General features: G+C 48.3%; 21 protein-coding genes. 18 read left to right on the top strand and 3 right to left on the bottom strand.

The genetic code is table 11. The features are described from left to right. The first annotated feature begins 24 nt into the window (after nt 1–24). The 6 genes from ACFQZT_RS18980 to ACFQZT_RS18955 all read left to right on the top strand — a co-directional run bounded on the left by ACFQZT_RS18980 (nt 25) and on the right by ACFQZT_RS18955 (nt 6,478). The gene (locus tag ACFQZT_RS18980; protein WP_379302416.1) at nt 25–1,665 is read left to right on the top strand and encodes a peptide ABC transporter substrate-binding protein; all 1,641 of its coding nucleotides are present in this window, start codon (nt 25–27) and stop codon (nt 1,663–1,665) included. A 74-nt stretch (nt 1,666–1,739) separates the two neighbouring features. After that, nucleotides 1,740–2,669: a S66 peptidase family protein gene (locus tag ACFQZT_RS18975; RefSeq protein WP_379302478.1), complete on the top strand. Its 930-nt coding sequence runs from the start codon at nt 1,740–1,742 to the stop codon at nt 2,667–2,669. 13 nt (nt 2,670–2,682) lie between these two features. After that, nucleotides 2,683–3,783, top strand: coding sequence for a dipeptide epimerase (locus ACFQZT_RS18970; RefSeq protein ID WP_379302415.1), 1,101 nt, complete (start codon nt 2,683–2,685; stop codon nt 3,781–3,783). Further along, nucleotides 3,780–4,709 carry a C40 family peptidase gene (locus ACFQZT_RS18965; protein ID WP_379302414.1) on the top strand — a complete coding sequence of 310 codons (930 nt, stop codon included), beginning with the start codon at nt 3,780–3,782 and terminating at the stop codon, nt 4,707–4,709. Before ACFQZT_RS18970 ends, ACFQZT_RS18965 begins: the two co-directional genes overlap by 4 nt. A gap of 78 nt (nt 4,710–4,787) precedes the next feature. Continuing rightward, nucleotides 4,788–5,882, top strand: a complete 1,095-nt coding sequence (locus ACFQZT_RS18960; RefSeq protein ID WP_379302413.1) for a glycosyltransferase family 2 protein — start codon at nt 4,788–4,790, stop codon at nt 5,880–5,882. Beyond that, a complete protein-coding gene (locus tag ACFQZT_RS18955; protein WP_379302412.1) occupies nt 5,879–6,478 on the top strand; it encodes a glycerol-3-phosphate acyltransferase in 600 nt (199 codons plus the stop codon). The genes ACFQZT_RS18960 and ACFQZT_RS18955 overlap by 4 nt, the downstream gene beginning before the upstream one ends. Nucleotides 6,479–6,518: 40 nt before the next feature. Here ACFQZT_RS18955 and ACFQZT_RS18950 read toward each other — a convergent pair whose 3' ends face one another. Continuing rightward, a complete protein-coding gene (locus ACFQZT_RS18950) occupies nt 6,519–8,072 on the bottom strand; it encodes an ABC transporter substrate-binding protein (RefSeq protein ID WP_379302411.1) in 1,554 nt (517 codons plus the stop codon). Between the two features lie 111 nt (nt 8,073–8,183). Here ACFQZT_RS18950 and ACFQZT_RS18945 point away from each other — a divergent pair, with 111 nt between their 5' ends. Both ACFQZT_RS18945 and ACFQZT_RS18940 read left to right on the top strand, forming a co-directional pair. Then, nucleotides 8,184–9,935: a sensor histidine kinase gene (locus ACFQZT_RS18945; protein ID WP_379302410.1), complete on the top strand. Its 1,752-nt coding sequence runs from the start codon at nt 8,184–8,186 to the stop codon at nt 9,933–9,935. 9 nt (nt 9,936–9,944) lie between these two features. Next, nucleotides 9,945–11,540: a response regulator transcription factor gene (locus ACFQZT_RS18940; protein WP_379302409.1), complete on the top strand. Its 1,596-nt coding sequence runs from the start codon at nt 9,945–9,947 to the stop codon at nt 11,538–11,540. Between the two features lie 339 nt (nt 11,541–11,879). Here the strand turns inward: ACFQZT_RS18940 and ACFQZT_RS18935 are convergent, their stop codons facing one another. Beyond that, nucleotides 11,880–12,494: a transcriptional regulator gene (locus ACFQZT_RS18935; RefSeq protein WP_379302477.1), complete on the bottom strand. Its 615-nt coding sequence runs from the start codon at nt 12,492–12,494 to the stop codon at nt 11,880–11,882. A 321-nt stretch (nt 12,495–12,815) separates the two neighbouring features. Here ACFQZT_RS18935 and ACFQZT_RS18930 point away from each other — a divergent pair, with 321 nt between their 5' ends. Genes ACFQZT_RS18930 through ACFQZT_RS18920 form a run of 3 tightly spaced genes read left to right on the top strand, consistent with a single transcriptional unit; the run spans nt 12,816 to nt 16,284 of the window. Beyond that, the gene (locus ACFQZT_RS18930) at nt 12,816–13,757 is read left to right on the top strand and encodes an ABC transporter permease (RefSeq protein ID WP_379302408.1); all 942 of its coding nucleotides are present in this window, start codon (nt 12,816–12,818) and stop codon (nt 13,755–13,757) included. Between the two features lie 17 nt (nt 13,758–13,774). Then, the gene (locus ACFQZT_RS18925; RefSeq protein ID WP_379302407.1) at nt 13,775–14,659 is read left to right on the top strand and encodes a carbohydrate ABC transporter permease; all 885 of its coding nucleotides are present in this window, start codon (nt 13,775–13,777) and stop codon (nt 14,657–14,659) included. A gap of 56 nt (nt 14,660–14,715) precedes the next feature. Then, nucleotides 14,716–16,284 carry an ABC transporter substrate-binding protein gene (locus ACFQZT_RS18920; RefSeq protein WP_379302406.1) on the top strand — a complete coding sequence of 523 codons (1,569 nt, stop codon included), beginning with the start codon at nt 14,716–14,718 and terminating at the stop codon, nt 16,282–16,284. Between the two features lie 80 nt (nt 16,285–16,364). On the opposite strand, the gene ACFQZT_RS18915 is transcribed toward ACFQZT_RS18920, so the two are convergent. Next, nucleotides 16,365–16,697 (bottom strand): winged helix-turn-helix transcriptional regulator, encoded by a 333-nt coding sequence (locus ACFQZT_RS18915; protein WP_379302405.1) that lies wholly within the window; start codon nt 16,695–16,697, stop codon nt 16,365–16,367. 119 nt (nt 16,698–16,816) lie between these two features. On the opposite strand from ACFQZT_RS18915, the gene ACFQZT_RS18910 reads away from it, so the two are divergent. From ACFQZT_RS18910 to ACFQZT_RS18880, 7 genes are all read left to right on the top strand, one after another. After that, on the top strand, nt 16,817–17,125 hold the full coding sequence (locus tag ACFQZT_RS18910) for an antibiotic biosynthesis monooxygenase family protein (RefSeq protein ID WP_379302404.1): 309 nt from the start codon (nt 16,817–16,819) through the stop codon (nt 17,123–17,125). A gap of 131 nt (nt 17,126–17,256) precedes the next feature. Continuing rightward, nucleotides 17,257–18,012 (top strand): alpha/beta fold hydrolase, encoded by a 756-nt coding sequence (locus ACFQZT_RS18905; protein ID WP_379302403.1) that lies wholly within the window; start codon nt 17,257–17,259, stop codon nt 18,010–18,012. Between the two features lie 435 nt (nt 18,013–18,447). Next, nucleotides 18,448–20,010: a histidine ammonia-lyase gene (hutH, locus tag ACFQZT_RS18900; protein WP_379302476.1), complete on the top strand. Its 1,563-nt coding sequence runs from the start codon at nt 18,448–18,450 to the stop codon at nt 20,008–20,010. An 88-nt stretch (nt 20,011–20,098) separates the two neighbouring features. Continuing rightward, a complete protein-coding gene (locus ACFQZT_RS18895) occupies nt 20,099–21,163 on the top strand; it encodes an FUSC family protein (protein ID WP_379302402.1) in 1,065 nt (354 codons plus the stop codon). A 194-nt stretch (nt 21,164–21,357) separates the two neighbouring features. Next, nucleotides 21,358–22,569 (top strand): YecA family protein, encoded by a 1,212-nt coding sequence (locus ACFQZT_RS18890; RefSeq protein ID WP_379302401.1) that lies wholly within the window; start codon nt 21,358–21,360, stop codon nt 22,567–22,569. Between the two features lie 208 nt (nt 22,570–22,777). Continuing rightward, entirely contained in the window at nt 22,778–23,977 is a 1,200-nt protein-coding gene (locus ACFQZT_RS18885; RefSeq protein ID WP_379302400.1) for an MFS transporter, read from the top strand. A gap of 87 nt (nt 23,978–24,064) precedes the next feature. Then, on the top strand, nt 24,065–25,921 hold the full coding sequence (locus tag ACFQZT_RS18880) for a carboxypeptidase-like regulatory domain-containing protein (protein WP_379302399.1): 1,857 nt from the start codon (nt 24,065–24,067) through the stop codon (nt 25,919–25,921). The last annotated feature ends 106 nt before the right edge of the window (nt 25,922–26,027 follow it).

The following is a 26,027-nucleotide window of genomic DNA, read 5'->3' as shown; positions in this document are numbered from 1 at the left end:
CATTTATAAAAGGGAGATGTGTGCATGAAAAAAGGTTTTGCATTGCTTATCAGCTGTACATTGATTGTCGGTTCATTACTAGCGGGGTGCAGTAAAGATCAAGGGGCCGAGCCTAAGGCGACGACTAGCGGCGGAAAAGACGCGAAGCCCAAAATCCTCACGTACAACAATTTAAAAGAGCCGACATCGATCGACCCTCCTATTGGCTTTGACCAAGTTTCTTATGATGTTGTCAACAATGCGTTTGAAGGACTGACTCGCCTCGGCAAGGATCAAAATCCGGAGCCGGCCATGGCGAAAGAGTGGAAGGTCGCGCCCGACGGCAAGAAATACACATTCACGCTGCGCGACGGCATCAAATGGTCGAACGGCGAGCCGCTGAAAGCAGCCGATTTTGAATACGCGTGGAAGCGTCTGCTCGACCCTAAAACCGCTTCCGATGCGGCTTTTCTTGCCTATCCCATTGAAGGCGCGGAGGCTTATAACTCCGGCAAAGGCACTGCCGATGACGTGAAAGTAAAAGCTCTTGACGACAAGACGCTCGAAGTGACTCTGGCACAGCCTGCTTCTTGGCTGATAGGGATGGTAGCCAGTCCTGCATTTTTCCCAGTAAATAAAGCCGCCGTGGAAAAGAATGCGAAATGGGCCGGCGAAGCGGCAACGATTGTCAGCAACGGGCCTTTCAAAATTGCCGAGTGGAAGCATAATGATGAACTCAAAATGGTTAAAAACGATCAATATTGGGATGCCGCCAATGTGAAGCTGGATGGCGTGACGTTTAAAATGGTCAATGATTCCAGCACGGCTTACCAATTATTCAGCACCGGCGAGCTGAACACGTCCAATACGACCGGAGCTTTCCCGGCTGACATGAGCGATAAACTGTTTGCCGATAATAAAGTAAAGGTTGAAGACGGGGCGGGCACCGCGTTCTACCGCTTTAATACGAAGTTGGCGCCATTCAACAACGTCAACATTCGTAAAGCATTCGTCGCTGCGGTAGACAGACAGAAACTTGTTGATTTGGTATTGAAGCAAAAACAGCAACCTGCTGTCGGTTTTGTTTCTCCCGGACTTAAAGATCCTGCGGGCGGGGATTTCCGCAAAGTCGGCGGAAGTCTGATTAAATTCGACGCAGCCGAAGCCAAAAGCCTTTTGGCGAAAGGAATGCAGGAAGCCGGCTATACGACGCTGCCGGAAGTCACCTTGACTTATAATACTAACGATGTCAGCCAAAGAATCGCTCAGGCGCTTCAAGCCATGTTCAAAGATAACTTGGGCATTGACGTGAAAGTAGCCGGCAAAGAAGGAAAAGTAATGACAGACGAGCAGAAGAAGCTGCAGCTCCAATTGTCCCGTTCTTCGTTCCTTCCGGACTTTGCCGATCCGATCAACTTCCTGGACGGATTCCAATCGACAAACCCGTTCAGCCGAACAGGTTGGGTCAATCCGCAATATGATAAATTGATTAAAGACGCATATAATGAACCAAATGATGCCAAACGTTACCAAATGATGCACGATGCGGAGAAAATTTTGATGGATGAAGCTCCGATTTTGCCGCTTTATTTCTACAATAACGTTTACCTGCAAAACGATAAGGTTGAGGGTGTCGTCCTACACGCTTTCGGTTTTATCGACTTTAAATGGGCGAACTTGAAATAATCACGGTTAGGGGTGCGCACCTGTAGAGGGTGCTTCCCCTTTTTTTTCAAGCGGGTAAGGAGGGAATGTCGTTGATGGATGAGCTTATCAAGCCTCGGCGGTTAAGCCCGGGGGATACGGTTGGCATCACAGCGCCGGCAAGCCCGGTCGACTGGGAACAAACGATAGCGGCTGCGTCCTATCTGGAGAGGCTGGGGCTGCGAGTTCGGCTTGGAAGCACGCTGTCCGAGCAGTACGGTTACCTTGCAGGAACCGATGAGCAGCGAGCGACTGAATTGAATGCGATGTTCGCCGATCCGGACATCAAAGCGATCATCTGCGCACGTGGAGGCTACGGCACCGGAAGAATTGCAGATCGGCTCGACTATGCGCTTATCCGGGCCAACCCCAAAATATTTTGGGGTTATAGCGATATTACTTTTTTGCATGCGGCAATAGGACGTTGCGCGGGATTGATTACGTTTCACGGACCTATGCTGATCGATCTGGGAAAAGAGGATTTGCACCCGCTGACGGTGCAAAACTTTGAAACGCTCCTGCGGCCTTCGGTTCTCCGTTATACGGAAGAGATCTCCACTTTGCAAGCTTTAGTGGAAGGTGAAGCATATGGGTCCCTCGTCGGCGGGAACATCTCCTTGATCGCAAGCACTCTTGGAACTCCGTATGAACTGGACACGAAAGGCAAAATTCTTTTTATGGAAGATATCGACGAAGAACCTTACCGGTTAGACCGGATGTTAAACCAATTGAAGCAGGCTGGAAAATTTGCCGATGCGGCGGGCATTTTGATTTGCGATTTTAACAATTGCGTACCTAACAAACGTAAAGTATCGCTTACGTTAGAGCAGATTTTTAACGACCACATCGTTTCCGCAGGGAAACCTACCCTCTCTGGATTTAAAATTGGCCACTGCTCCCCGAATATTGCGGTTCCCATCGGAATCGCAGCAAGGATGAGCACGTTTGATAAGGTGCTGGAATGCACGGAACCGGGTATAGCATGAGGAGGCAACTAGCATGAATATACAAAAGATTGAAGTCATGAGGCAGGCCACGCCGCTTAAAAAACCGTTTAAAACAGCGCTGCGAACCGTGTATGAAGCGGAGTCCATTCTGGTCCGCATTCAGACAGACGATGGCAGGTTCGGTTGGGGTGAGGCGCCTGCGACCATCGTCATCACGGGAGATAGTTTGGAAAGTATCCATTCGGCCATTGTCCATACGTTTACTCCGCTTTTAATCGGCAAAAATCTGCTCGCCTACGAGCGCATTTTGCAGGAAATTCATCACTCGATGATCGGTAGCAGCAGTGCCAAAGCCGCAGTGGATATGGCTGTCTACGATCTGGTTGCGCAGTATTGCGGTCTGCCCTTGTATCAGTTCCTAGGAGGGTATAAAGATCAGATCGAGACGGACTTCACGGTAAGCGTCAACTCCCCCAAGGAAATGGGAGAGGACGCCATTCGATATGTGCGCGAAGGATTTAACGTGTTAAAGATCAAGGTCGGCAAAGATAACATTCAAGAGGATATCGAAAGAATCAAGGAAATTCGCAGTTGCATCGGGAACGGCGTGAAAATTCGCGTCGATGCCAATCAGGGCTGGCAGGTGAAGGATGCGATCCGCACGATCCGCCGTATGGAGGACTTGGGGCTTGATATCGAACTGGTGGAGCAGCCGGTGAAAGCTACTGATATTGAAGGGTTGAAAACGGTTACGGATGCCGTTGAAACGCCGATTATGGCCGATGAGAGCGTCTTTTCTCCCGCGCAGGCCTTTGAAGTCCTAAAGCACCGCGCAGCCGATTTGATCAATATCAAGCTGATGAAATCAGGCGGTATTTATAAAGCGCAGATCATCAACCATATCGCCGAAGAATTCGGGGTCGAGTGTATGGTCGGCAGCATGATCGAATCGCGCGTAGCCGTAACGGCTGCCGCCCATCTTGCGGCAAGCAAGAAGAACATTACACGCTTCGATTTCGATGCCCCGCTGATGATGCTGAACGATATTGTAGTTGGCGGTGTACAATATGACGGCCGGATGATGACGTTCCCTAAGGAACCCGGACTTGGCATCCTTGATGTCGTCCACAGCCAAAGCGTGGTGGGATCATGAGCCGGCATCAACGAATGACAGTGGCTGTTTCTGTCGCAACCGTATGGACGAGGCCGGAGTCTCCGAGGCCTTTGGATGAGCCTGCTTTGAGGAATCCCGCCGGCATCAGAGAATGGCTAGCGGGCATGACGCTGGACGATAAGCTGGATCTGTGTTTAGCGAACCGTGTGCAGACGCAGATCCTTTACGGTGCTTCCGTTCTCGCTGTGGAGGAAGCGGGAGATTGGGTCAAGGTGCTCATTCCCCAGCAGACTACTCGCAAGGAATCATTGGGCTATCCGGGCTGGGTGCCGAGATGCCAGTTGGTTCCCGAGACCGGGTCGCCTGCCGGCCCGCAGCGTGCAGAGGTGGTATCCGATAAAGCTTGGTTGTATGCGAATCCCAATCCGGCCGAAGCTTTGATCGAATTGAGCTATCTGACCTCCCTGCCTGTACTGAAAGTTACAGAGGAATGGGTGACGGTGAAGACGCCGGAAGGTGTGGGATATGTGAAAGCGGGAGAGATCCGCTTAATCAACGGTCCCCTGGCACCTAAGCCTGGAGAAAGCCACATCGGACGCGCCATCGTGGAACAGGGAAGCAGGTTCCTTAATCTGCCTTATCTGTGGGGCGGCATGTCTTCATTTGGTTACGATTGCTCCGGTTTTGCCTACAATATGCACAGATATGTTGGGATATCGATCCCAAGGGATGCCTCGGATCAAGCCAACCAGGGGATCCTCGTTGCGAAAGAACAGCTGGAACCGGGTGATCTTCTCTTTTTCGCAGAGGAGGAAGGCAAGGGAGCCGTCCACCACGTAGGGATTTATGCCGGAGACAATCGGATGATCCATTCGCCTGAAACGATAAAATCAATTGAAATCGTCGATTTGAGCAGCTTTCATCTGGCTAAAGAGCACTGTGTATCCAGGCGTTACTGGGGATAGTGCGGGTTCTACAATGAAGTGAAAATAAATCGTCCCGACCCCTCATATACATAGATACAAGCGAAGGAGGGGTCAGGGATGTGGTTGTTAATCCTTATCATCGTCGGATGTCTTTCCGGCTTTTTGCTGTTTAGAAAAAATACGCTGACCATCTGTCGTGAACCCGGTCAGGAATTTGGTAAACTGTCCGTGATCATCCCCGCCCGCAATGAAGAGTGTAATTTGCCGACTCTTCTCCATTCACTAAGGCTTCAAACCTATCAACCGTACGAAATTATCGTTGTAGATGATTTCTCGGACGACCGAACGAAAGAAATAGCCGAAAGCTATGGGGTCAAGGTCATAGCGAACAGCAGCCTTCCGCAGGGATGGACAGGTAAGAATTGGGCGGTATGGAACGGTTATTTGCATGCTTCCGGTGATACTTTCGCTTTTCTGGATGCCGATATACGGCTGGCTCCTGGCGCGTTGGCTTCGCTGATGAAGGCGAGGAAGCACTCGGAGGGCGTCGTTTCCGTCGTTCCTTTTCACCATACGGGGAAGTTGTACGAAAAGCTCGCGATGATTACAAATATACTGGGGGCATTTGCATTTACGTCACCATTTGAAAGTAATAATCCGAAAAAGGGTCTTTACGGCTCCTGCATCCTGACCTCAAGGGAAGACTACGAAAAAATCAATGGTCATGCAAGCATTAAAGCTGAAATATTGGATGATCTGTTCCTGGGCTCCAAATTTATGGAGGCCAGCATCCCAATTGCCAACTATATCGGCTTTGGCTTAGTTTCGTTTCGGATGTACCCGCAAGGCATCAAAAGCGAAATCGAAGGCTTTAGTAAAGGAGCCGTTTTAAGCACTTCAACGCTGAGTCTTTGGACGGTCATTCCCATTGCCATCTGGGTGGTGGGGTTGCTGGCTTCTGAAACGGTGTTTATTTTCGCCGGCACTTCGTGGGCTGTGCCTCTGCTCATCGGCTATCTTCTCTATATGCTTCAATTATTTTACCTCGTTAAATATATAGGTGTGTTCGGGATTCTCATGCCTGTTCTGCATATTGTTTCTTCGTTGTTTTTCCTCGTAATCATGCTGTATTCAGCCTATCAAGTGCTCTTTCTCGGGCACGTCAGATGGAAAGGAAGGCTCATCCGAGTGGGAGGCCGGCAGGATACATGATCATTTTATTGACTGTGGGTGCATGTCTATCCGGCTCTCTTATGTTTTCGTATTGGATGGGTCTACTTGTTAAGAAAAATCTAAAAGCCGTCGGCGACGGAAATCCGGGCGCCTTGAACCTGTGGAAAGCTTCGGGCTACAAGCTTGGTATTGCTGGCATTTTACTGGACTTTTTAAAAGGGTATCTTCCGATCTTTTTGCTTGTTGGAAGCGATTATGCCCAAGGCTATGCAATCGTGCCGCTTGCCATAGCCCCTATACTGGGGCATGCCTTCTCGCCGTTTCTGAAAGGAAAAGGCGGCAAGGCCATTGCCGTCACTTTCGGCGTATGGAGCGCGTTGACCCGGTTCGAAGTTTCATTGGTCTATGCAGTGATTTTAGCGTTGTTTGTGGCGGCCACACGTTTGATAAACAAAAGCAAGCCCAAATCCGCGGAGATGGATGGCTTGCAGGTCGTAAGCGGCATGCTGCTCCTCTTTGTCTATTTATACTTGAGGGAGTTTTCAGGCGCGATCCTGTGGATTTGGTTTGGAAATGCAGTTATCTTGATTTATACGCATAGACGCGAGCTTGCCGTTTGGCTGAAAAGATGGTAAAAGAAAAAGCCCCCGGTATGAGGGGCTTTTCACGCATCTTCTACTTCTTCTTCCGTTCGGCGGCCCATGCATCCAACTGCCGCTGTTTCTCCTCGATGACTTTCTCCGCACCGGCCCCTTTCAAGGCTTGCAACAGCGCGGGAAGAATTTGCTCAGGATCGTACTCTCCGGAATTGAGCGCGCCTGCGTACTGAAGGAGGACGTTCCCGCATGCGATCACTTCATTTTTTACCATGTCGGGGTTAAAAACGAATCCAAGGGCCAGAGATTTGTCTGCCGATTGATTAAAGATTCGGTATTTTTCCCACAGGTTGGGATCGTCACTCGGCCAAATATAGGAGTTCAGCTGGTTGCCGAACATCCACGGCAAGTTGAGATTATAACCGATGGTTTTGGCTGTTTCGCCGGGCGGGTAGTCGATGAGGTTATCCGCTTTTTTCACATAATGTTTGCCTTCTATTCCCCAGTCCAGCAGGTTTAGCAAATACTTATCGGTGTAAAGCAAATTCAGAAACATCATCGCCCGTTCCGGATCACGGGAAGTTCGGGGGATAGCGAACATGGCGCTGGTTACGTCTCCGGTCGTCGTATAGGGCTTAGTCAGCTCTACTGTCACCATAGGGAATCCGGTATTCCGCGACTCCTGCGTATCAAAGCCGGGCTTGATGGATTGCGCGTAGGCAAATGCTTTGCCGGCCTTGACCGCTTCGAATTCATCCTGCCGGGTGGTCGAGCCATCTTTGTTAATGTAGCCGGACTTATACCAGCTGTGCATGGTTTTGGCATACTTCAGATAGGTTTGAGTCTCATACAGATTTATGACTTTCAATTCCTTGCTCTCACGGTCGATCACTCCCGGTCCTCCGCTGGAATCCAGCATATCGAACTTCCCGTAGCCATTCAGCACGGTCAAGGGAGAACGGTCGTATTTGACCTGCAGCGGCACCATGCCGGGCTCGTTATCCTTGATCTTTTTCCAGATCGGCTCAAAATCTTCAAGCTCATGAACGGTAGAGAGATCGATGTTGTATTTGTCGACGAGGTCTTTTCGCATCACGATGCCCTTGGTCGAAGCGAATTCTTTATTGGTCATCACGCCGTATATGCTGCCTTTGACGCGTCCGTTTTCGCTGTAAGTGGGGTCGAGTATGTTTGTAATGTCGTGTCCGTACCGCCCAAGCAGGTCATCTAAGGGAATGATTTGTTGTTTAGCGACTTCCTGCCCGAGGTACAACCAGGAGGACGTAAACATTAAGTCGAATTGCTCGTTTGAGAGGAACATGAGGTTGGTTTTATCCAACCAGACGGACTGGTCGATCGGCCGTAATTCAATTGTGGCATTTATTTTCTTTTTCAAATAAGCGTTCATCGTGTCTTGCACTTCGGGCAGATCTTTAGGAACGACGCCGATTGGAAAGACCATCACCATATGGTAAGGCGGCAGTTTTGCCGCTGTTTCGTTCAGCTGTTCGCTCACGGGTGAGGGAGAGATGGCTGCATGAGGTGCGGTCTCCGTGTTGTCACAGGACAGGAGCAAGGTTGAACATATTAGGCTGGTGGTCAAAACGGCTGCGGTTTTGCTGATGAGTTTCAATGCGGATACCCCCTACTAGACCTAATATACCAAATAACGATAGGCATAAAAAGAAGGAATCAGGTAGCGGATGTGGAATTGACGGGATGTAAAGGAGGCAGTGAAACTGTCATGAAAAGAGGAACTCTTCGCTCTCAGCTTATTTTGGGTTTTGCTCTGGTCACCGTTCCGCTTGTCATTTTATTAATATGGAATAATATGTATGCGACCAAGGTCGTACATTCTCAAGTCGCGCAGTCAAATAAAAATATGCTGACGATGTATATGAATCAAATCGATCAGGTGCTGGAAGAGCTGGACAAGTATTTGTATAGAACGGCGAATCAGGATAACGATTTGATTTCGCTCAGCGCTTTTGACAAGGACAATCCGGAGTCTTATTATGCGAAGATTCGTACGTTGAATGCGATGTATTTGAATACGAACTATTATAAAGATGCTGACGTGCTGTTTGCCTACAGTTCCAAATATAGTGATTTGCTGGTGGCCCCGCAGCCGTACATGAATAATGAACGTAAGGAATCTATTAAAGCAAGATTGGAAAAGCTGATGCTCGATACGGGGACCCGCAGCACGCTGCAGCGCTCCTGGCAGCTGATTTATCAAGATCATCAATACTCGCTTGTGCGGCTTGTCGATACAGGCTATGAATCGTATATTGGCGCATGGGTGGACATTGATCGGCTCATGGTCCCGCTGAATTTGCTCCATCTGGGGGAGCGCGGGCAGGCTCTGTTTTTGTCTAAGGAGGGTACGGTCCTTAATGCCCTTAAAGATAAAGAATTCCAGACACGTCTTCAACAAGCCAAAGACTGGAAAGTGGATGTGACGAATGAGGATCAACCTTTTCAGATCGTGCGTCTGGCCGAAAAGTATTTGCTCGTTGTTCAGCCATCGCATCATGCGGACATCTATTTGTCCGTGATGATTCCCGAACGCAATTTGCTGGAAGGGCTGACTTTTTTCCAACGAATTAACTACTACGTGCCTGTTTTGGCGCTTGTTATTTTGTTATTTTATTTGTTGTTTCTGGAGCGGTTTATTTTGAAACCTATTGCTCAGTTGATCAAGGGCATGCGGAGGATTTACTCCGGGGATTTGTCCGTACGGTTTATGAATGACAGATTGATGGAATTCAGGGTGATTGGCGATACGTTCAATAACATGGTTACACAGATTGAAGTGCTTAAGATCGATATCTATGAAGAGCAAATCCGTACGAAAAAAGCGGAGCTTAAGCATCTGCAGACACAAATTCACCCGCATTTCTTCATGAATTCTTTGAATATCGTCTACAATTTGGCGCAAACGAAGAACTTTGAACTTATTCAGCAGATGGCGATTCATCTGGTTAAATATTTCCGCTTCGCCATTCGCACGCACCTTTCCTCCGTCACGATATCGGAAGAACTGGATCATATTCGAAGCTATCTGGCTGTGCAGCAAGTGCGGTTTCCGGAGCATCTCTCCTTTCACATTGAGATAGAGCCTGAACTGCAAAGCTACCGCATGCCGCCTTCTACGATTCAGCCTCTCGTGGAAAATGCGATGATTCACGGATTCTCGGTCAATCCATCGCAATCGTTCCACATCCGGATTGAAGTTCGATCCGATCCTGACTCAGAGTCACACATTCTTGTTCAGGTACATGACAACGGGAAGGGGATACCGGAGGAGAAGCTCAGGATGCTGCAATCCCAGAGTTATTTTGAGGAAGAGGGCAATGACCATATCGGCTTGTGGAATGTGATGCGCAGGTGTAAGCTTTACTACAAATCAAATGTAGACATGGTGCTGGAGCGGGCGGAGCCTAGTGGTTCGATCGTTACGCTGAGGCTTCCGCGCCAGAGTACGGATGAGTGAGGGATAGCCATGTACACAGCTCTGCTGGTGGATGACGAGATTTTTGCGATCAAAGGGATGATCTCGGGCGTGAACTGGGATCGCCTATGCATACATGAGGTTTACGAGGCTTACCATGCAGCGACCGCAAAGGAAAGACTGCTGCAATCGCACATTGACGTGATGATTTGCGATATTGAAATGCCGGATGAGACGGGGCTGGAGCTGGTCGAGTGGGTCAAGTCCAATAAGCCGGAAGTCGTTGTGCTGTTCTTGACCTGCCATGCTGATTTTGCCTTCGCACAGAAGGCGATTCACTTGGGCAGCTATGATTATTTACTGAAGCCGGTTATTTTTGGCGAGTTGGAGCAGGTGCTGCAGGGCGCTTTGGATAGTATTCAGGAGCGCAGGGAGTTGAAAGAGACCGCTGAGCATCTAAAAAAATATCAATCGATGTGGGAGCACAAAAAGACGGCATTGATCGAACGCTTCTGGCAGGATATCCTATGCCAGCGCTTGCTGCCGAATGAGGCGACACTGCGCTCCGCTTTCGAGGAGTACCAGCTTCCCCTTGAGGCACATTCCCATGTGACGCTGATTTTGATAAGCGTGGAGCAGTGGGAGAAGCATCTTAGCGCCAGAGATGAGGAAATCATGAGCTTTGCGCTGCGCAACGCTGCGGAAGAGATGATAATCGGCAGCACAAACCGCGGGCATGTGGTCGAAGACAACCGGGGGAATATGATCGTCATGCTTTACAGCAATAGCGCAGCTTCCGGTCGTGAGGAAGAACTCAGCGAAACTTGCTTGCGCTATATGCAAGCCTGCCGGCAATATTTATACTGCCAGCTTTCTTGTTACATCAGTGAGGTTGTGCCGCTTCGCGACATTATGAAATCGTATCACTCCTTGCTGGAGTGGGAACATAAAAATGTAGTTCAGCAGAATCGGGTCATGTTTTATCGCGACTATCGCAATCCGCAGCAGGAGGGCCTGCCGAGCATTTCCTTAATGGATTGGGCGGACTGGTTTGAGAAAGGCGATCGGGAGAAATTGTTTGAGCTGGTTGAACAGCAGGTGGTCGCGTTCGGTGAACGGCAGGTGACGATCGAAACATTGGAAGCCTTTTATCACGGGTTCCTGCAAGTCGTCTATTACGTGCTTCATCGAAAGGGGCTTCCCGCGCAAATGCTCTATAAGGACAGGGCCATGTCGGATGCAGCCGTTGTAACGAAATCACTTTCTTTGCTGGAGCAATGGATGAAGCAAATGATCGGGAATGTCACCGGGCTCCTGTTCTCCAAGCGGCCGCCGAATTCGATCGTGCAGAAGATCAAAGACTACATCGCCAGCCATCTGGATGTGGATTTTACGAGGGAGGACCTGGCTGAGTACGTATTCTTGAACCCGGCGTATATCTCACGACTGTTCAAAGCGGAGACGGAGCTTTCCTTATCGGACTACATCTTGCAGGAACGCATGCATAAAGCTTCCGAGCTGCTGTTGGAAACAGACCAACCGGTGAGCCAAATCGCCGTGAACCTGGGGTATGGCAACTTCTCATATTTTGCGAGAATGTTCAAACGGGTATATGGCGTGACGCCGCAGGAGTATCGAAAGAAATAGGGGTTTGAAACTGAAGGTCGCGTCTACAGCCGAATTACATAAATTGCCTAGCGGATTCGGCTAGGCTCTTTGACATTGTGCTACGAAGCAAGATTACACCAAGAATTTTTTTCGTGCCTCAGTAACGGAACGTGGGTGCGTTATAAGTGGGGATGACTGCTTTATAGATGCTTTAACGGAACGTCAATATCTTATTCACACAAAACTGGGTTTTTGAGCTCAAATGCAGCTATATAGCGAATCGTAGTTACATTTTACTTCGACAATGTGAATGATTCTGAGCAATAGCGTACTGTTGTTCCTCTTAGATTAATAATCTATCTCCGAAATTAGGTGGCGTTAATATTGAAGCATGTATGTTCGAACTCTTTCTTGTCCACTCATTGCAATCAACAATTCCATATCGACTAGTTTATGTAAAATGGTTCTAGCATGTCTTGTACTGATTTTAAGGTGTGCAGATAATTCTAATGGGGTAAAGGGACGGAGAAGCCTGCGCGCAAACCGAAGCGTTTCGCTCTCCAGCCAAGTGAGCTCATCCGGAACGCTCAAAGAAATGAACTTACCAATGAACGAGAGGATAAGCTGCTGACAATGCTTTGGCGTTTCCATCATCAATGAGTAAGCGATCGGCATAATTACCCATCCATCTAACGCAAGATGACAATGCCGCAAGCAAAGATCCTTAAACCTCCAGGCTTCTATATCCCGTGCATGGGAACCGAATACTTGAACTTCTATGACCCCCTTGGCCGCACCTGGCATGTACGCAAGATCCAAGTAACGATATCCGTTGGCAAAATCACGAACCTCCCATTCCGGATAAAGGTGCTCGAAATGTCCAACTATAGGGAACCAAATTGATCGAAGAAATTCCATCTCTCCGTGTCCAAGCCCTTTAACTAATCTCTCCCGTCTTCTGCCATTCGTTTCGGCGGTGATTTGCGTTTGCATGAAGTTTTCATATGCCTGTTCGAATCTCACATGCGACAACCTCCCTTTCAACTGGTACCAAAAGAAAACGCCGCCCTATCCTGTGCGTTCAGTCCGATTGAACTGCTGCACATCGATAAGAGCGGCGTATACTTTACGGCCGTTTTTTTATAAAAAGTATATCACAAAAGTGTGGCTCATGGTAGGTGATTTGAGATAGACACGCCCAATGTACGGTATCAGGTAGTCACAATCGTATCATTTGAGGTCACAGAATTGGTAGGGCGAACTCCGGATTGAAAATATAATGAGATTACCAATCAAGGAGGATGAACCGCGACCATGACGACCAAACCATTTACGCATAAACGCACGTTCTGGAAACAGATGAACAGGTACAAAGCCCTCTGGCTGATGGCGCTGCCGGGCATCCTGTATTTGCTGCTTAACAACTATTTGCCGATGTTCGGCACCATCATTGCCTTTAAAAATATCAACTACGCCAAAGGCATATGGAAAAGCGACTGGGTCGGCTTTAAAAATTTTGAATACTTGTTCAGTACCAGCGACGCATTCATCATTACTCGGAACACGCTGCTCTACAATGCGGTTTTTATCGTGATCACCCTCATCTGCTCCGTCAGTCTGGCGATCATGCTTAATGAAGTCAGAAAACAGCTGGCCAAGAAATTTTATCAAAGCGCCTTGCTGCTTCCCTATTTTTTATCCGCCGTTATCGTTGCGTATCTGGTTTACAGCTTACTGAGCTCAGAGTATGGATTCCTGAACAAAATCGTCCTGCCGCTCTTCGGTCTCGATCCGGTTTCCTGGTACAACGAGCCCAAATACTGGCCTTACATTTTGGTCATTGTGAACACATGGAAGGGCGTCGGTTACTCCTGTGTCATCTACATTGCAGCCATTGTCGGTATCGACAGTGAGTATTACGAGGCTGCCGTAATCGATGGGGCGAGCAAGTGGCAGCAAATCCGCCACATTACAATTCCGCTGCTAATGCCGGTCATTACCACCATGGTGCTCTTATCTATCGGACGCATTTTCTATGCGGATTTCGGCTTGTTCTATCAAGTGCCGCTCGATTCTGGCATGCTGCTTCCGGTAACCAACGTAATTGACACCTATGTGTATAGGGGCTTGCTCCAGCTCGGAGATCTGGGGATGTCCTCCGCCGCCGGTCTGTATCAGTCGCTTGTCGGATTCGTATTGGTGCTTGTGTCAAATGCGGTCGTTCGCAAATTTAATCGCGATCAGGCGCTGTTCTAAGAAGGAGGAGAGTTCGCTTGGCAAGTCATAATAAAACGCACTGGCTGCTACATCTGGTCTTCATTTGCATCGCATGTACGACGATTCTGCCGATCATTCTCGTCTTCATGGTGTCGATCACGGATGAAACGACGATCACCCAAAACGGTTACTCCTTTTTTCCGCACAAAATTAGCTTCGAGGCCTACAAGTACCTATTCCTGGATTCGATGACGATTATTAGGGCGTATGGGGTCACGATTTTTATAACCATCGTCGGTACGATCGTCGGCCTTATGCTGACGGCACTGCTGGCCTATCCGATATCCCGTAGGGATTTTCCTTATAAAAATATGCTGACCTTCTTCGTGTTCTTCACGATGCTGTTCAACGGCGGCTTAGTCCCTTGGTATCTCGTGTTTACCAAGCTGATTCCGCTCAAGGATACGATCTGGAGTTTGGTTATCCCAGGGCTGCTCTTAAACGGGTTTTTCGTCCTGATTATGCGTACCTTCTTCGCAAACTCGATACCGATGGCGATCATCGAATCAGCTTACATGGATGGAGCCAGCGAAGCCAGAATCTTTTTCCGGATTGTGCTTCCCTTATCCACGCCTGTACTGGCAACAATTGGCTTATTCAACACACTCGGGTACTGGAACGATTGGTTCAACAGTTTGGTTTTTCTCACCGATTCCAAGTACTACAGTCTGCAATATCTGCTAAATAAAATTTTGCTCAACATCCAGTTTCTCTCCCAAAACTCACGCAATACGAATGCTTCGCAAATCATGGCGACGCTGCCGACCGAAACGGTGCGCATGGCGATGGCGATCATTGGTGTGGGTCCGATTGTTCTAGCCTATCCGTTCTTCCAAAAGTATTTCGTCAAGGGCTTGACGGTAGGCGCTGTAAAAGGGTAAAGCCGATTCAATTCGGTTTATCATACTACAAATTTTCCATTAATGGAGGGGTATCCGTGTTTCAACCAAAAAGAAAACTGGTTTCCATCGCTTCATCGGCGTTAGTTTTATCCTTAGCGCTATCGGCTTGCTCGAGCGGCGCCAAACCTGCTGCCGAAACAAGCACTAGCACACCGAAACAGGAGGCGGCTGCGACTACAGAAGCGAAAGCGACATCATCCGCTAAAGATTTGAAACCATACAAATTGGTCATGATTTTCCCATCCGGCGTTGTGCCGAAAGATTTGCCTGCGGTTCAAGACGAGATGAACAAGTATTTGACGGAAAAAATTAATGCAACGATTGAAATTCGTCCGATCGATTGGGGCGCGTGGACGAACAAAACGAACCTGATGTTCGCTTCCGGCGAGCAATTCGACCTGATGTTTACCGCCTCTTGGTATGGTTTAGGCCAAGAAGCGGCCAAAGGCCAAATCATCCCATTGGACGATTTGATCAATAAGTACGGTCAAGGCATCAAAAGCGTGCTCGACCCCGCTTACGTAGAAGGCGGCAAGCTGAACGGCAAATCCTACGGCGTCGTGGCGAACAAAGAGTTTGCGGCTACGAAAGGCGTCGTTATGCGCAAAGACCTCGTCGATAAATATAAAATCGACCTGACAGCGGTCAAAGAGCTGAAGGATCTCGAGCCTATTTTCAAAACGATCAAAGATAACGAACCGGGCATCACGCCGCTTCAGGTGAAAAATGACCGTTCCCCGGCCAGTGCTATTCTAGGATACGGACTGTTCGATATGCTGGGCGATGGACCGGGCGTGCTGGATCGTGAAAGCAAAGAGCTGAAGGTCATCGACATGTTTGAAACGCCGAAATTCATGGAAGCGGTTAAACTCATGAACAAGTGGTATAAACTGGGGTATATCAATAAAGACGGAGCTACAAACAAAGACAGCGAGTTCTTGGCTGTGAAAGCCGGCAAAGCCTTCGCTTACGGCGAATCCATGAAGCCGGGATTTGAAATGCAGGAAACGCGCAACACCGGTATGCCGATGGTGACCGTCGAACTGACGAAGCCATACACGACTACAGGCGATACTACCAGCGCGATGTTTGCCATCCCGAACACGTCCAAAGATCCGGAGCGAGCGATGATGTTCCTGAACTTGCTTTACACGGATAAACACTTGTTGAACTTGCTCGACTGGGGGATTGAAGGCAAACACTATGTGAAAGCAGGCGACAACATTATCGACTATCCGCAAGGCGTGGACGCCGCATCCGTTGGTTACAACCTGAACCTGCCATGGATGTTCGGTAACCAACTGAACTCCTTTATCTGGAAAACCGAAGATCCTAAGATCTGGGATCGTTATAAAGAGTTTAATACCGGCGCTCAAAAATCGATCGCACTCGGCTTTGTTTTTGATCCGGAGAAGGTGAAAAACGAAATTGCCGCTACGAACAATGTGGCTACGCAATTCACCGGCGGCTTGTACACGGGGACGATCGATCCTGAGAAATTTGTCCCTGAGTTTGTCAGCAAAATGAAAGCGGCAGGGATGGATAAAATTATTGCCGAGAAGCAAAGACAACTGGATGAATGGGCTAAAACGAATAAAAAATAATACGCAATCACGCTAGCTTATACTGTGAACGGCAATCGCCTTGCACCTATCCCTTACTGGGAGATGGAGTAAGGCGATTTTTATTTAGAACTGTTTATTCCTAAATCTTGGATATGGTTGAATCCCCATTTGCACATGGAAGATAAAACAGGTTTCAGACTTTCTCCGTATTCCGAGAGTGAGTACTCCACCTTAGGAGGCACTTGTTCATACTCTACGCGCTGAATGAGACCGTCTTGTTCCAATTGCTTCAATTGGGCAGTTAATACTTTATATGATATGTTGGGGATTAACTTTTTAATTGAATTGTACCGAAGCGTCTGATCCGTTAAGTGATAGAGAATCAGAGTTTTCCATTTGCCTCCAAGAACCTCTAGTGTCGCCTCCACAGAGCAATTATAATTTGTTTTCACCGACAAAACCCTCCTGTACGTTTACTCTTACCTAAAAGTGCGTTCTTGTTAATATTTTCATCTGTTAGTAATATGAAGTTGTTGAATGTGCAAATTACCAGAAAAAGGAGCGCAAATTCATGGTCGTAGAGATTATTCGTTACAATGTGCCTGCCGGTCAAGAGGAAGAGTTTTTAAATGCTTATCAGGAAGCGAGCCAATATCTGGATCGTTCGCAACATTGTTTGAGCTACGAAGTGATAAAAGGAATGGAGGAACCCAATCGCTATATCGTTCGTATCGAGTGGGATTCATTGGATGGGCATATGAAAGGGTTTCGAACGGGTTCTGATTTTCAGCCATTCTTCGCGCATGTCCGTCCCTTTTTTAATGCCATTGAAGAAATGAAGCATTATACTGTCACTAAAATAAACAGCGCAGGGAAGTAATAATTCAGTAATGGTCGCTGGCGTAGATTGCCATCTAAATCGAATATACCGGAGAAAAACTTCCCTGACTATAGCTGTCAGGGAAGTTTTTCTATTATGACATTAGTTGATAACCGGTAGGGGGTTGGGAAATGAGTAGCATTGAAGCAGATAAACAGGACAAGATTGGATTCGTATTTATTCATGGCGCAGGTCTTGAAAGCAGGATATGGGAACAGGTCGTAACAGGATTGGAATCTCCTTATTTACTTGTTAATTTTCCGCAGAGTCATGGTGAGAAGAAGGGAAGACAAGGGCTTTCACTTTATGATTATACGGCACATATCAATAGGCAAATTCAAGCCTGGAATGTTCAAAAATTTATCATCGTCGCGCATTCGTTGGGAGGAATTCTCGCTCTTAAAGTCGCCGAGGATCTATCGGATCGGCTTGTGGGATTGGTGGCGATTGGGGCGATGATTCCTCGCGGGGGAGGGTCATTTCTCTCGGTTTTGCCATTTGCAAAACGAACATTGATGCGCGTTATTCTGCGTATGTTTGGAACACAACCACCGGAATCAGCCATTCGCAAGGGGCTTTGTAATGATCTTTCGCCTGAACAAGCAGCTGAAATCGTGCGCTGTTTTGTCCCGGAGTCCGCTCGCGTTTATACGGATCGGATAGGAGCACCCACTCCGCAAGTACCGAAACTGTATCTGAAATTAACAAACGATCGAGAGTTGACTCTGTCTGTGCAGGATAAAATGATTGCCAATCTTGCCCCTCAGCATGTCGAAATGCTTGAAACAGGGCATTTGCCTATGCTCAGTAAACCAGACGAATTGCGTCGTGCTTTAATGATGTTTTTGTCTCAATTGGATGGAAATATACCCGGAATAAGGGGCTAAAGTAACTTGATTCTGCCTCATGATGCGAGAAAACCGAATTAAAAGTAATTTGATTGGTTAAAATAATGAAAAAAGCGAAAAAATCCTCACCACCCGAATCCCATCGACTGAATTTGCTTCATATAGGAAGCCAAGTTCTTTTATGCATCGGGTTACCCTTATGGGATGGATTTTGTCGTGCGCGTTGCGGAAGTGGAAGGATAAAGTCAACGGGCCATATGCCTTCTTGACAGTTCCTTGCCGCGCGTGTGAGAATAAAGTTATATCTTATTTAACTAAAAAGTGAGTGATCGCGATGTTGTATCGGCAGGATGAGGATACCGGACAATCGCATAAAGCCCTCTTTTATAAAAAGGGACCGTATGGAAGCTAATAACTTCCGTGCGGTCCCTTTCTTTTGTTAAAGCGAGAAAGGAGTCGGAGGAGACGATGGCAATGGTATATAAACAGCAGGAAAATAACGCTGAAGTGACTCCGGTTTTATTAGACGGGGAGCTGTTGACAACGGAATTGGTGGCGGCGGTTGTTTATGATCGCATACCTGTCTTACTTGATGATGAGGCATTGAAACGAGTGGTTTCATGCCGCCAAATGGTGGAGGGACTGGTCACCACAAGCCAAGTGGTCTATGGCGTCACGACCGGGTTCGGCAAATTCAGCGATGTGCATATCTCGCCGGAAGATGCAGCGCAGCTGCAGGTAAACCTGATCCGCAGCCACGCTTGCGCCGTCGGCAGACCGCTGCCGGAGCCGACAGTGCGCGCACTCATGATGCTGCGCGCCAATGCGCTCGCAAAGGGGCATTCCGGCATCCGCCCGGAAACGCTGCAGCTGCTCCTCGACTGCATCAACAGCGGAGTACACCCGGTGGTACCGGAACAGGGCTCGCTTGGCGCTAGCGGCGACTTGGCGCCACTGTCTCACCTGGCGCTTGTCCTGATGGGCGAAGGAGAGGCGTTCTTCCATGGCGAACGACTGCCAGGTGCTGAAGCTCTTGCTAAAGCAGGGCTCAAACCGATCACTTTGCAAGCCAAAGAGGGGCTTGCTCTGATTAACGGCACCCAGATTATGACGTCCATCGGCATATTGGCATTGATTAAAGCGCAGCGCCTCGCGAAAATGGCCGATGTCATCGCGTCGCTGACCGTCGAATGCTTGCGCGGCATTCCGGATGCTTTTGCCGAAGAGGTGCAGCGTGTACGGCCTTATCCGGAACAGATCGGAGTGGCCCAAAACCTCCGCACGCTGCTGCAGGGCAGCAAGCTGACTACACGCCAAGGCGAAATTCGCGTACAAGATGCCTACTCATTGCGCTGCTTGCCGCAAGTACACGGCGCAACACGCCAAGTGCTTGCTTACGCCCAAGATAAGCTTGCCGTTGAGATCAATTCGGCTACCGACAACCCTCTGTTATTCGTCCAAGAAGGTCTTGTCATCTCCGGGGGCAACTTTCATGGGCAACCGATCGCGTTTGCCATGGATTTTCTAAAAATCGGCATGAGCGAGCTCGCGAACATTTCCGAACGCCGTACCGAACGGCTGGTCAATCCGGCGCTGTCTGGCGGGCTGCCTGCCTTCTTGAGCCATAACCCTGGGGTTGGTTCCGGTATGATGATTACCCAATACGTCAGCGCATCGCTGGTTTCGGAAAATAAAGTCCTCGCACATCCTTCCAGTGTGGACTCGATCCCTTCTTCGGCGAATCAGGAGGACCATGTGTCGATGGGCACAACAGCCGCACGGCATGCCGTACAGGTCATCGACAACGTGTCCAAGGTGCTGGCAATCGAGCTCATCTGCGCTGCTGAAGCCGCCGAGTTTATCGGGGCCGAGGGGCTTGCTCCGGCAACCCGGGTTCTGTACGACCAGTTGCGGGCACTCGTCCCACCGGTCGTGGAAGACCGCTCCACTTCGCGGGATATCGAGAACGTGGCGGCTGCTTTGCTGGAAGGGGAATGGCTGCAATCGGTAGAGACGGTTACGGGGATGCTTTATTAATCCCGATTTTGACAACTCTCTTTTGCATCCGACTCCGCACCTGTGTAAGATAAGACTTATGAGGTTTACAAGTAAGAGGAGGGGCTCTGTGGTTTTCGGTGCACGTGTGTGGAAAACAGGGATTGCGGTTACATTGGCTTTATATATTAGTGCTTGGTTAAATTTTACACCTCCAGTTATTGCTGCCGTGGCGGCGATCTTTGCGATGCAGCCCTCGATTTACCGGTCTTGGCGCTATTTTCTCGAGCAGTTGCAGACGAACGTCCTGGGGGCTGTGCTGGCTCTACTGGCCGGCATGTTTTTCTCCAATAATATCATTGCAATCGGGATCGTGTGTATTCTCGTCATCCTCATCTGCTTAAGAATGGGGATGGAAGAAACGATTGGACTTACGTTAGTTACGGTCGTGGCGGTGATGGAGGCTTCGGCGGAGTGGAATTTCGCCCTCAATCGCTTTTTGCTGAGCTTAATCGGTATTGGCTGCGCGTTCGTGATCAATGTCCTCTTTTTCCCGCCAAAACCTAAAGAACAATTTGCCGTGCAAATTCAGTCGGCCTTCAGTAAAATGTCGCTTCTCCTGCGGACGGTCATTTCCAATGAAATGAAGGAAACGGTGTTTCGGGAAGAAAAGGAAGGGCTGCGGAGCGCCTTGCATGCTTTGGCGGATAAGTATAAGCTCATGGAAGAAGAAGTGAAAAAGCTCAAACGAGCCGGATTCAGCCGCATCCGCCACCTTGTCATCTACAAGCAAAAGCTGCTTGCGATGCACAAAGGGCTCGATGTGCTGGAAGCCGTGGATGAGCACTATTTTCAAGCGCGTACGCCTGAGGTTGATAGCTATTTCGACGGCCATCTGGAGAAGCTGATCAAATTTCATGAGCATGTGCTGCTAAAGTTCGATGACAAGCTGAAGGCGGATAGTTCAGAAGGTTTGGAGATGGAACAGGAGAACGAGCGCTTCATGACCATGCTCATTGAGCGGTACAATGAACGGCCTGCGGGTATGCTGCGATTGTCCGTGGTAGCGGCGGCGTTATACGACTACGGCCATCAAGTGGCAAGGCTGGATAAGCTGGTTGAGCATCTGCATCGCGGGGAAACGGAAGAAAAGGAACCTTTGGATATTTTGCTTAAAAGCATTAGGTTGAAGTAAAGGTTCAGGCTCCATTGCTTTCAGACCAGCTCTGAAGCAGGGGGGCTTTTTATTGTGATGGGGAGAAGCTTCCGAGAGCGCCATTCGTTCCGACCTCCCGGAAAATAGTGGAAAACCCTATCGAAAGTAAGAGATTGCGTGTACAATATATGGGTTAAACGTATACTGTTTTTGTTTCGGAAAGGATGAAGGAAATGAACAAGCGCCTGAGCGCGAAAGACCAGAAAGCGCTTCTCAACGCCGTAGAAAAGGCGAAAGAGACGCAGCAAAAAATGGAGGCTAAAGCAGGGGGGAAGCGTTGGCCCGAATTTGAAGTGCCGCTTTCGCTCGCTGAAGGCCTTGCCGGGCTGTCCAAGAGTGAATTGACCGAAATCAGGACTTTTCTGGCGGTAAAAGGCGTTAGCTCGCTGAATAAACAACAGTTAGCGGACGTATTGGAGCAGCAGATTCCAAAAGCACTTCCCGAGCTTTTACATAAATTCGACGAGACCCGTTATCAAATTTTAAAGCAGATTGCTGCGCGCGGCGGTTATACGTATTCGTTGATCGAATCCGATCAAGTTGCTTATTTCCAAAGTAGAGGGCTGATTTTCCAGGGCAAGCATAGAGGGAAACATGCACTGATTATCCCGCAAGAAGTTGCACAAAGCTTCCAAAGCCTCAACCATTCGGTGTTTCGCGAATCGATCAGAAGGAATACGGAATGGGTCAAACTGACGCATGGTTTGTTGTTTTACTATGGAGTTGCTAGCCTGGATGAATTGGTAGGATTTATTAGTCAGTTGACGGGTATGCATGTGGAAATGGATGAGTACTTTTCCATTATAGAGGATTCTATTCCGTTCTATGAGCGGATCGATCACGGTCCAGAAGGCTTCTACAGCCAACTAATGATGAGTGACAATCAAGTGGTTCAGGGGCAGAAGTCCAGATTGGATTTGTCCTTCTATCCGTTCACCAAGATCCAGCTTCTGCAAGCAGGCGAGCCCGAATACGTCGACCGGAACCCAAGCCACAAAGCATTCGTAGATTTTATCCGAAAAAACTACACCATCTCTTGGGAGGAGGCGGATTTAATCGTCGAAATGTGTGCGGATGACATTCGTCTCGGACGTTCGCCAGGGTATCTGCTCAAATCGCTTCAGGAGCAATTGGAGATTAATGATTTGGTTCTGACGCAGGGCTTTATGAACCATATTTCGGATCTAAATAACAATACCCGCCAGTGGCTGCTCAAGGGCTATACGCCAAATGAACTTTCCCCTGCAAGCGCGCCTATTGCTCTGATGCAGCAGCCGCCGGCCAAAGCGGAAGTATTCAATTTTGCTTCCCGGCAAAAAGTTGGGCGAAACGACCCTTGTCCGTGCGGCAGCGGCAAGAAGCATAAGAAATGCTGCGGAGCTTGATAACTGCAACTTCTATATAAATAAACGATCGTTTTCCGGCATCGGCCGGGGCGGTCGTTTATTTTTTTGGATTGAAAAAATCTATTAGACAACACTGAGAAACCAATGGTAAATTTAGGGTCATATCGCACTTAGTCGATAGGATTAATAAAAATTATTGAATGCCTTAGTACTCAAGCGGCAGAGAGCAACGAAAGGTGGATGCAGCATGGAGCTGTACTGGAAACGTAATCTTCATATGTTGTGGCTGGGCTTATTTTTTAACCACATGGCGTATACCCTTTCGGTGCCGTTTTTCCCTATATTTTTGCAAAATAATCTTGGGATTCAAAGCGGGCTGGAGGCTTGGTCTGGCATCTCCATTTCGATCAGCTTTCTGATCAGTGGGTTGTGCGCCCCCTTCTGGGGTTCGCTTGCCGATAAATACGGCAGGAAACCAATGCTGATTCGCTCTGGCATAGGTCTAGCCTTGGCGCACTTCGCCAACTTTTTCGTTCATGATCCTTACATGTTCATTGTTGTCCGGATTTTCCAGGGGCTAATGGCAGGCTTTAGTCCTGCCTCGATCGCATTAGTTGGCACCAATACGCCGGAGAAGCATGTCGGTTACGCACTAGGCGTCATATCGACCTCAACGGCAGCAGGCGGCATTCTAGGACCGCTGGCGGGTGGCGTGTTGAGTCATTGGATGGGATTGCGGGAATGCTTCGTGGCATCGGGCGTCATTACGTTACTATCTGCATTTATCGTTCTGGTAGGAGTTAAAGAGGTTCACGAACGACAAGCCGGGGTCCGTTTAAGTGTGATTAGTGACCTTAAACAAGCGGCGGGCAACACACGCTTGATGCGGATTTTTGGGCTCACCTTATTGGTATCGACTTCAGTTTTGATTCTGGAGCCGCTGCTGACGATCTATGTCGTGCAAATCGGCGGCAATATCGACAGTGCATCGCTAAGCTCAGGCATAGTTTTCTCAGCGGTTGGCGTAGCTACGGTCATTATGGGTCCCCGTTGGGGCATCATAGGCGGTCGAATCGGCTATGACAAAATACTCTTCATCGGCTTGATAGGCGGAGGCATCGGCAACCTGCTTCAGCTAGGCGTCAATCAACTTGTCGGCTTTGGCATCCTTCGTTTCAGTTATGGGCTGTTTTTTGCGGCCGTTTATCCGGCTTTGAATGCGCTCATCGTCAAATATGCGGATACTGATTTCCGCGGAAGGGCGGTCAGTTTGAACCAATCGGCAAATCAGTTCGGTATCGTGATAGGTCCGCTGCTTGGCGGCTTTCTAGGGGGCTGGATCGGAATTCCCTTTGTTTTCGCGATTACAGGTTTAGCGCTGCTAGGTGCGGCGTTTGTGGTGAAGCTGAGCAGCGCCAGACTAGTGGAGCAGTCGTTTCGCAGTTGATTTTACCGCCACTTTAGTCCTGGGAGGAAAGTGTCAGTTCATGTCGAATAATCAAAGCAACCAGAATTTGGACATAAGGAGCTTATTATGATTAGACTACTATCAAAATGGACAGTGGCTTTTGTTTTCCTGGTGGGTTTGTTAGTTGCGTTGCAAGTACCGAACAAAGTATCTGCTTCTACATCAGGAGTATCCATTCACATTACTGTAATCAACAGCAATGAGGCACCTGTGGGGAGAGTTCGTGTCGGGCTAACAGGGGCAACTGCGCCATCAAGTATCCCATTTCCCCTTTCGGTCCAAACAGACGATGAGGGCAGAGCCTCTTTTGACAACCTGCCTGCAGGCAGCTACAAAATTCAAGTATTAACTTCAAGAGACTTGAATCAATCGCTCATAACTTCATTTCTAAATGAAGGTGATACTTACTCTGGCAATATAACTTTTGATTGGAAGTTCGAAGATTTTCCGAAACTGTCCTTTTCATTTCAAGACACTTTATCTAATGATGTTAATAAAATCGCAGGCATCATCACCTGGTCAATATATAAGAATTTTGAGTATTTTAATGGGACCAAGGTTCTTTATGGTTTTTTTGACAATGAAGAGAAGCTAGTGGGTGAATTGCAAGATTCAGGTAGCACGCTAGTGTCTGATAACGGCACGTTTAATTTGCCTCCCACGCCTATTCCAACTGGGGCGACTAGAATCGGCATACAACTCCAAGATGGCGATTTCACGGTTGCCAAACAAACGATGCCAATTTGGAAAACAGCCATGTACGCGCCTGTTGGTTTGAAATTTACGGATTTGAATCCGCATGGAGGCGTCGTTGACGGACTGTTAACCTGGAGCGGTTCCGCGGATGATTCTCAAGTAGCGGGATACCGTGTCTTTTATCGCGAGCAAGGAGACGAGATTACAGATCATTTATTAGGCGTAATAGCCAAAAGAGCTGACAAAACCTATCAATTTCGCGTAACCGACATTCCGTCTAATTTGGCTTACTTTGCGATTGGAGCAAACAATGCCAAAGGGGAAGAACTATATAGTACGCTGGTACTCTCTGATAACCAATTGGCGGACACCGTAACGAATGTGACTTATTCGGAAAGTATACCGGTTCCTACAGGTTTTACGGGCTACACGATGGCAAACCCACAAGGGATAATAACTGGCTCTTTTGGATGGAGCGTCCCTACAGGCAATGCCGTCACCAGTGCTATACAAGGCTATCATTTGTATTTTGCCGATGCTCAAGGACGTTTTCTTCAACCCATTAGCAAGGTTTACTTGCCCAAAGGCTGGTCATATCTTTCTTATCAATTCAATGATTCGACCGTCCTACCAACCGGTGCTAAGCAGATTGCAAATACGACCATAAATTTGGAAGGTCAAGAAAGTGCGCCAGTCTATGTTCCAATTAATATGATGGACCCTCACCCGGAATTACATTCCGCTCGCTCTATCCAATTTACGGATTGGGACGAGCATCAAGGAAAAATCCATGGTTCTTTATCATGGCAACACGCAGTGGATGAATCGATGGTAAAAGAGTACGTCGCTTATTTTACCGACGTTAACTGGCACAGGCTCGGTGAAATTGGCAGGGCAGCCAAGGATGGCCCTCTGGTTATATCCATTCCAGCATCTACAGCTGTCCCACAAGGAGCTGCCAACATTTCTTTGTACACTGTTTTTACTACAGATCCCAGCAACATATCTAGTACTTGGTCTGGCATTGGTCTTACCGATAACACCTCCCAATCGCAGGTGCAAAATGCGCTTAGAAATAAATATTTTCCAATCACGTCTACAATGCCCACAATCGACATTAGCCGAATAACAACAGCCCTTACCCAATCATCGAACCCGTTTGGGAATATCGACAAGGAAGACGTTGCAAAATTGCTTTCTCTTATTTCACCTCAATTTTTGCATTAAAGCAGAGCGGGCGAAGGAACTACTCCTTAGCCCGCTTTTTGTTCATGAATAGCCCATAGATACTATATGTGCCCTAATGCGTGGACTTTTGACTAGTTCCTTTGGT

The sequence above is a fragment of the Paenibacillus sp. GCM10027628 genome, assembly GCF_042676385.1.
Lineage (GTDB): Bacteria > Bacillota > Bacilli > Paenibacillales > NBRC-103111 > Paenibacillus_E.
The sequence above is the reverse complement of the archived record's forward strand: the minus strand, read 5'-3'. Positions and strand labels throughout refer to the sequence as shown.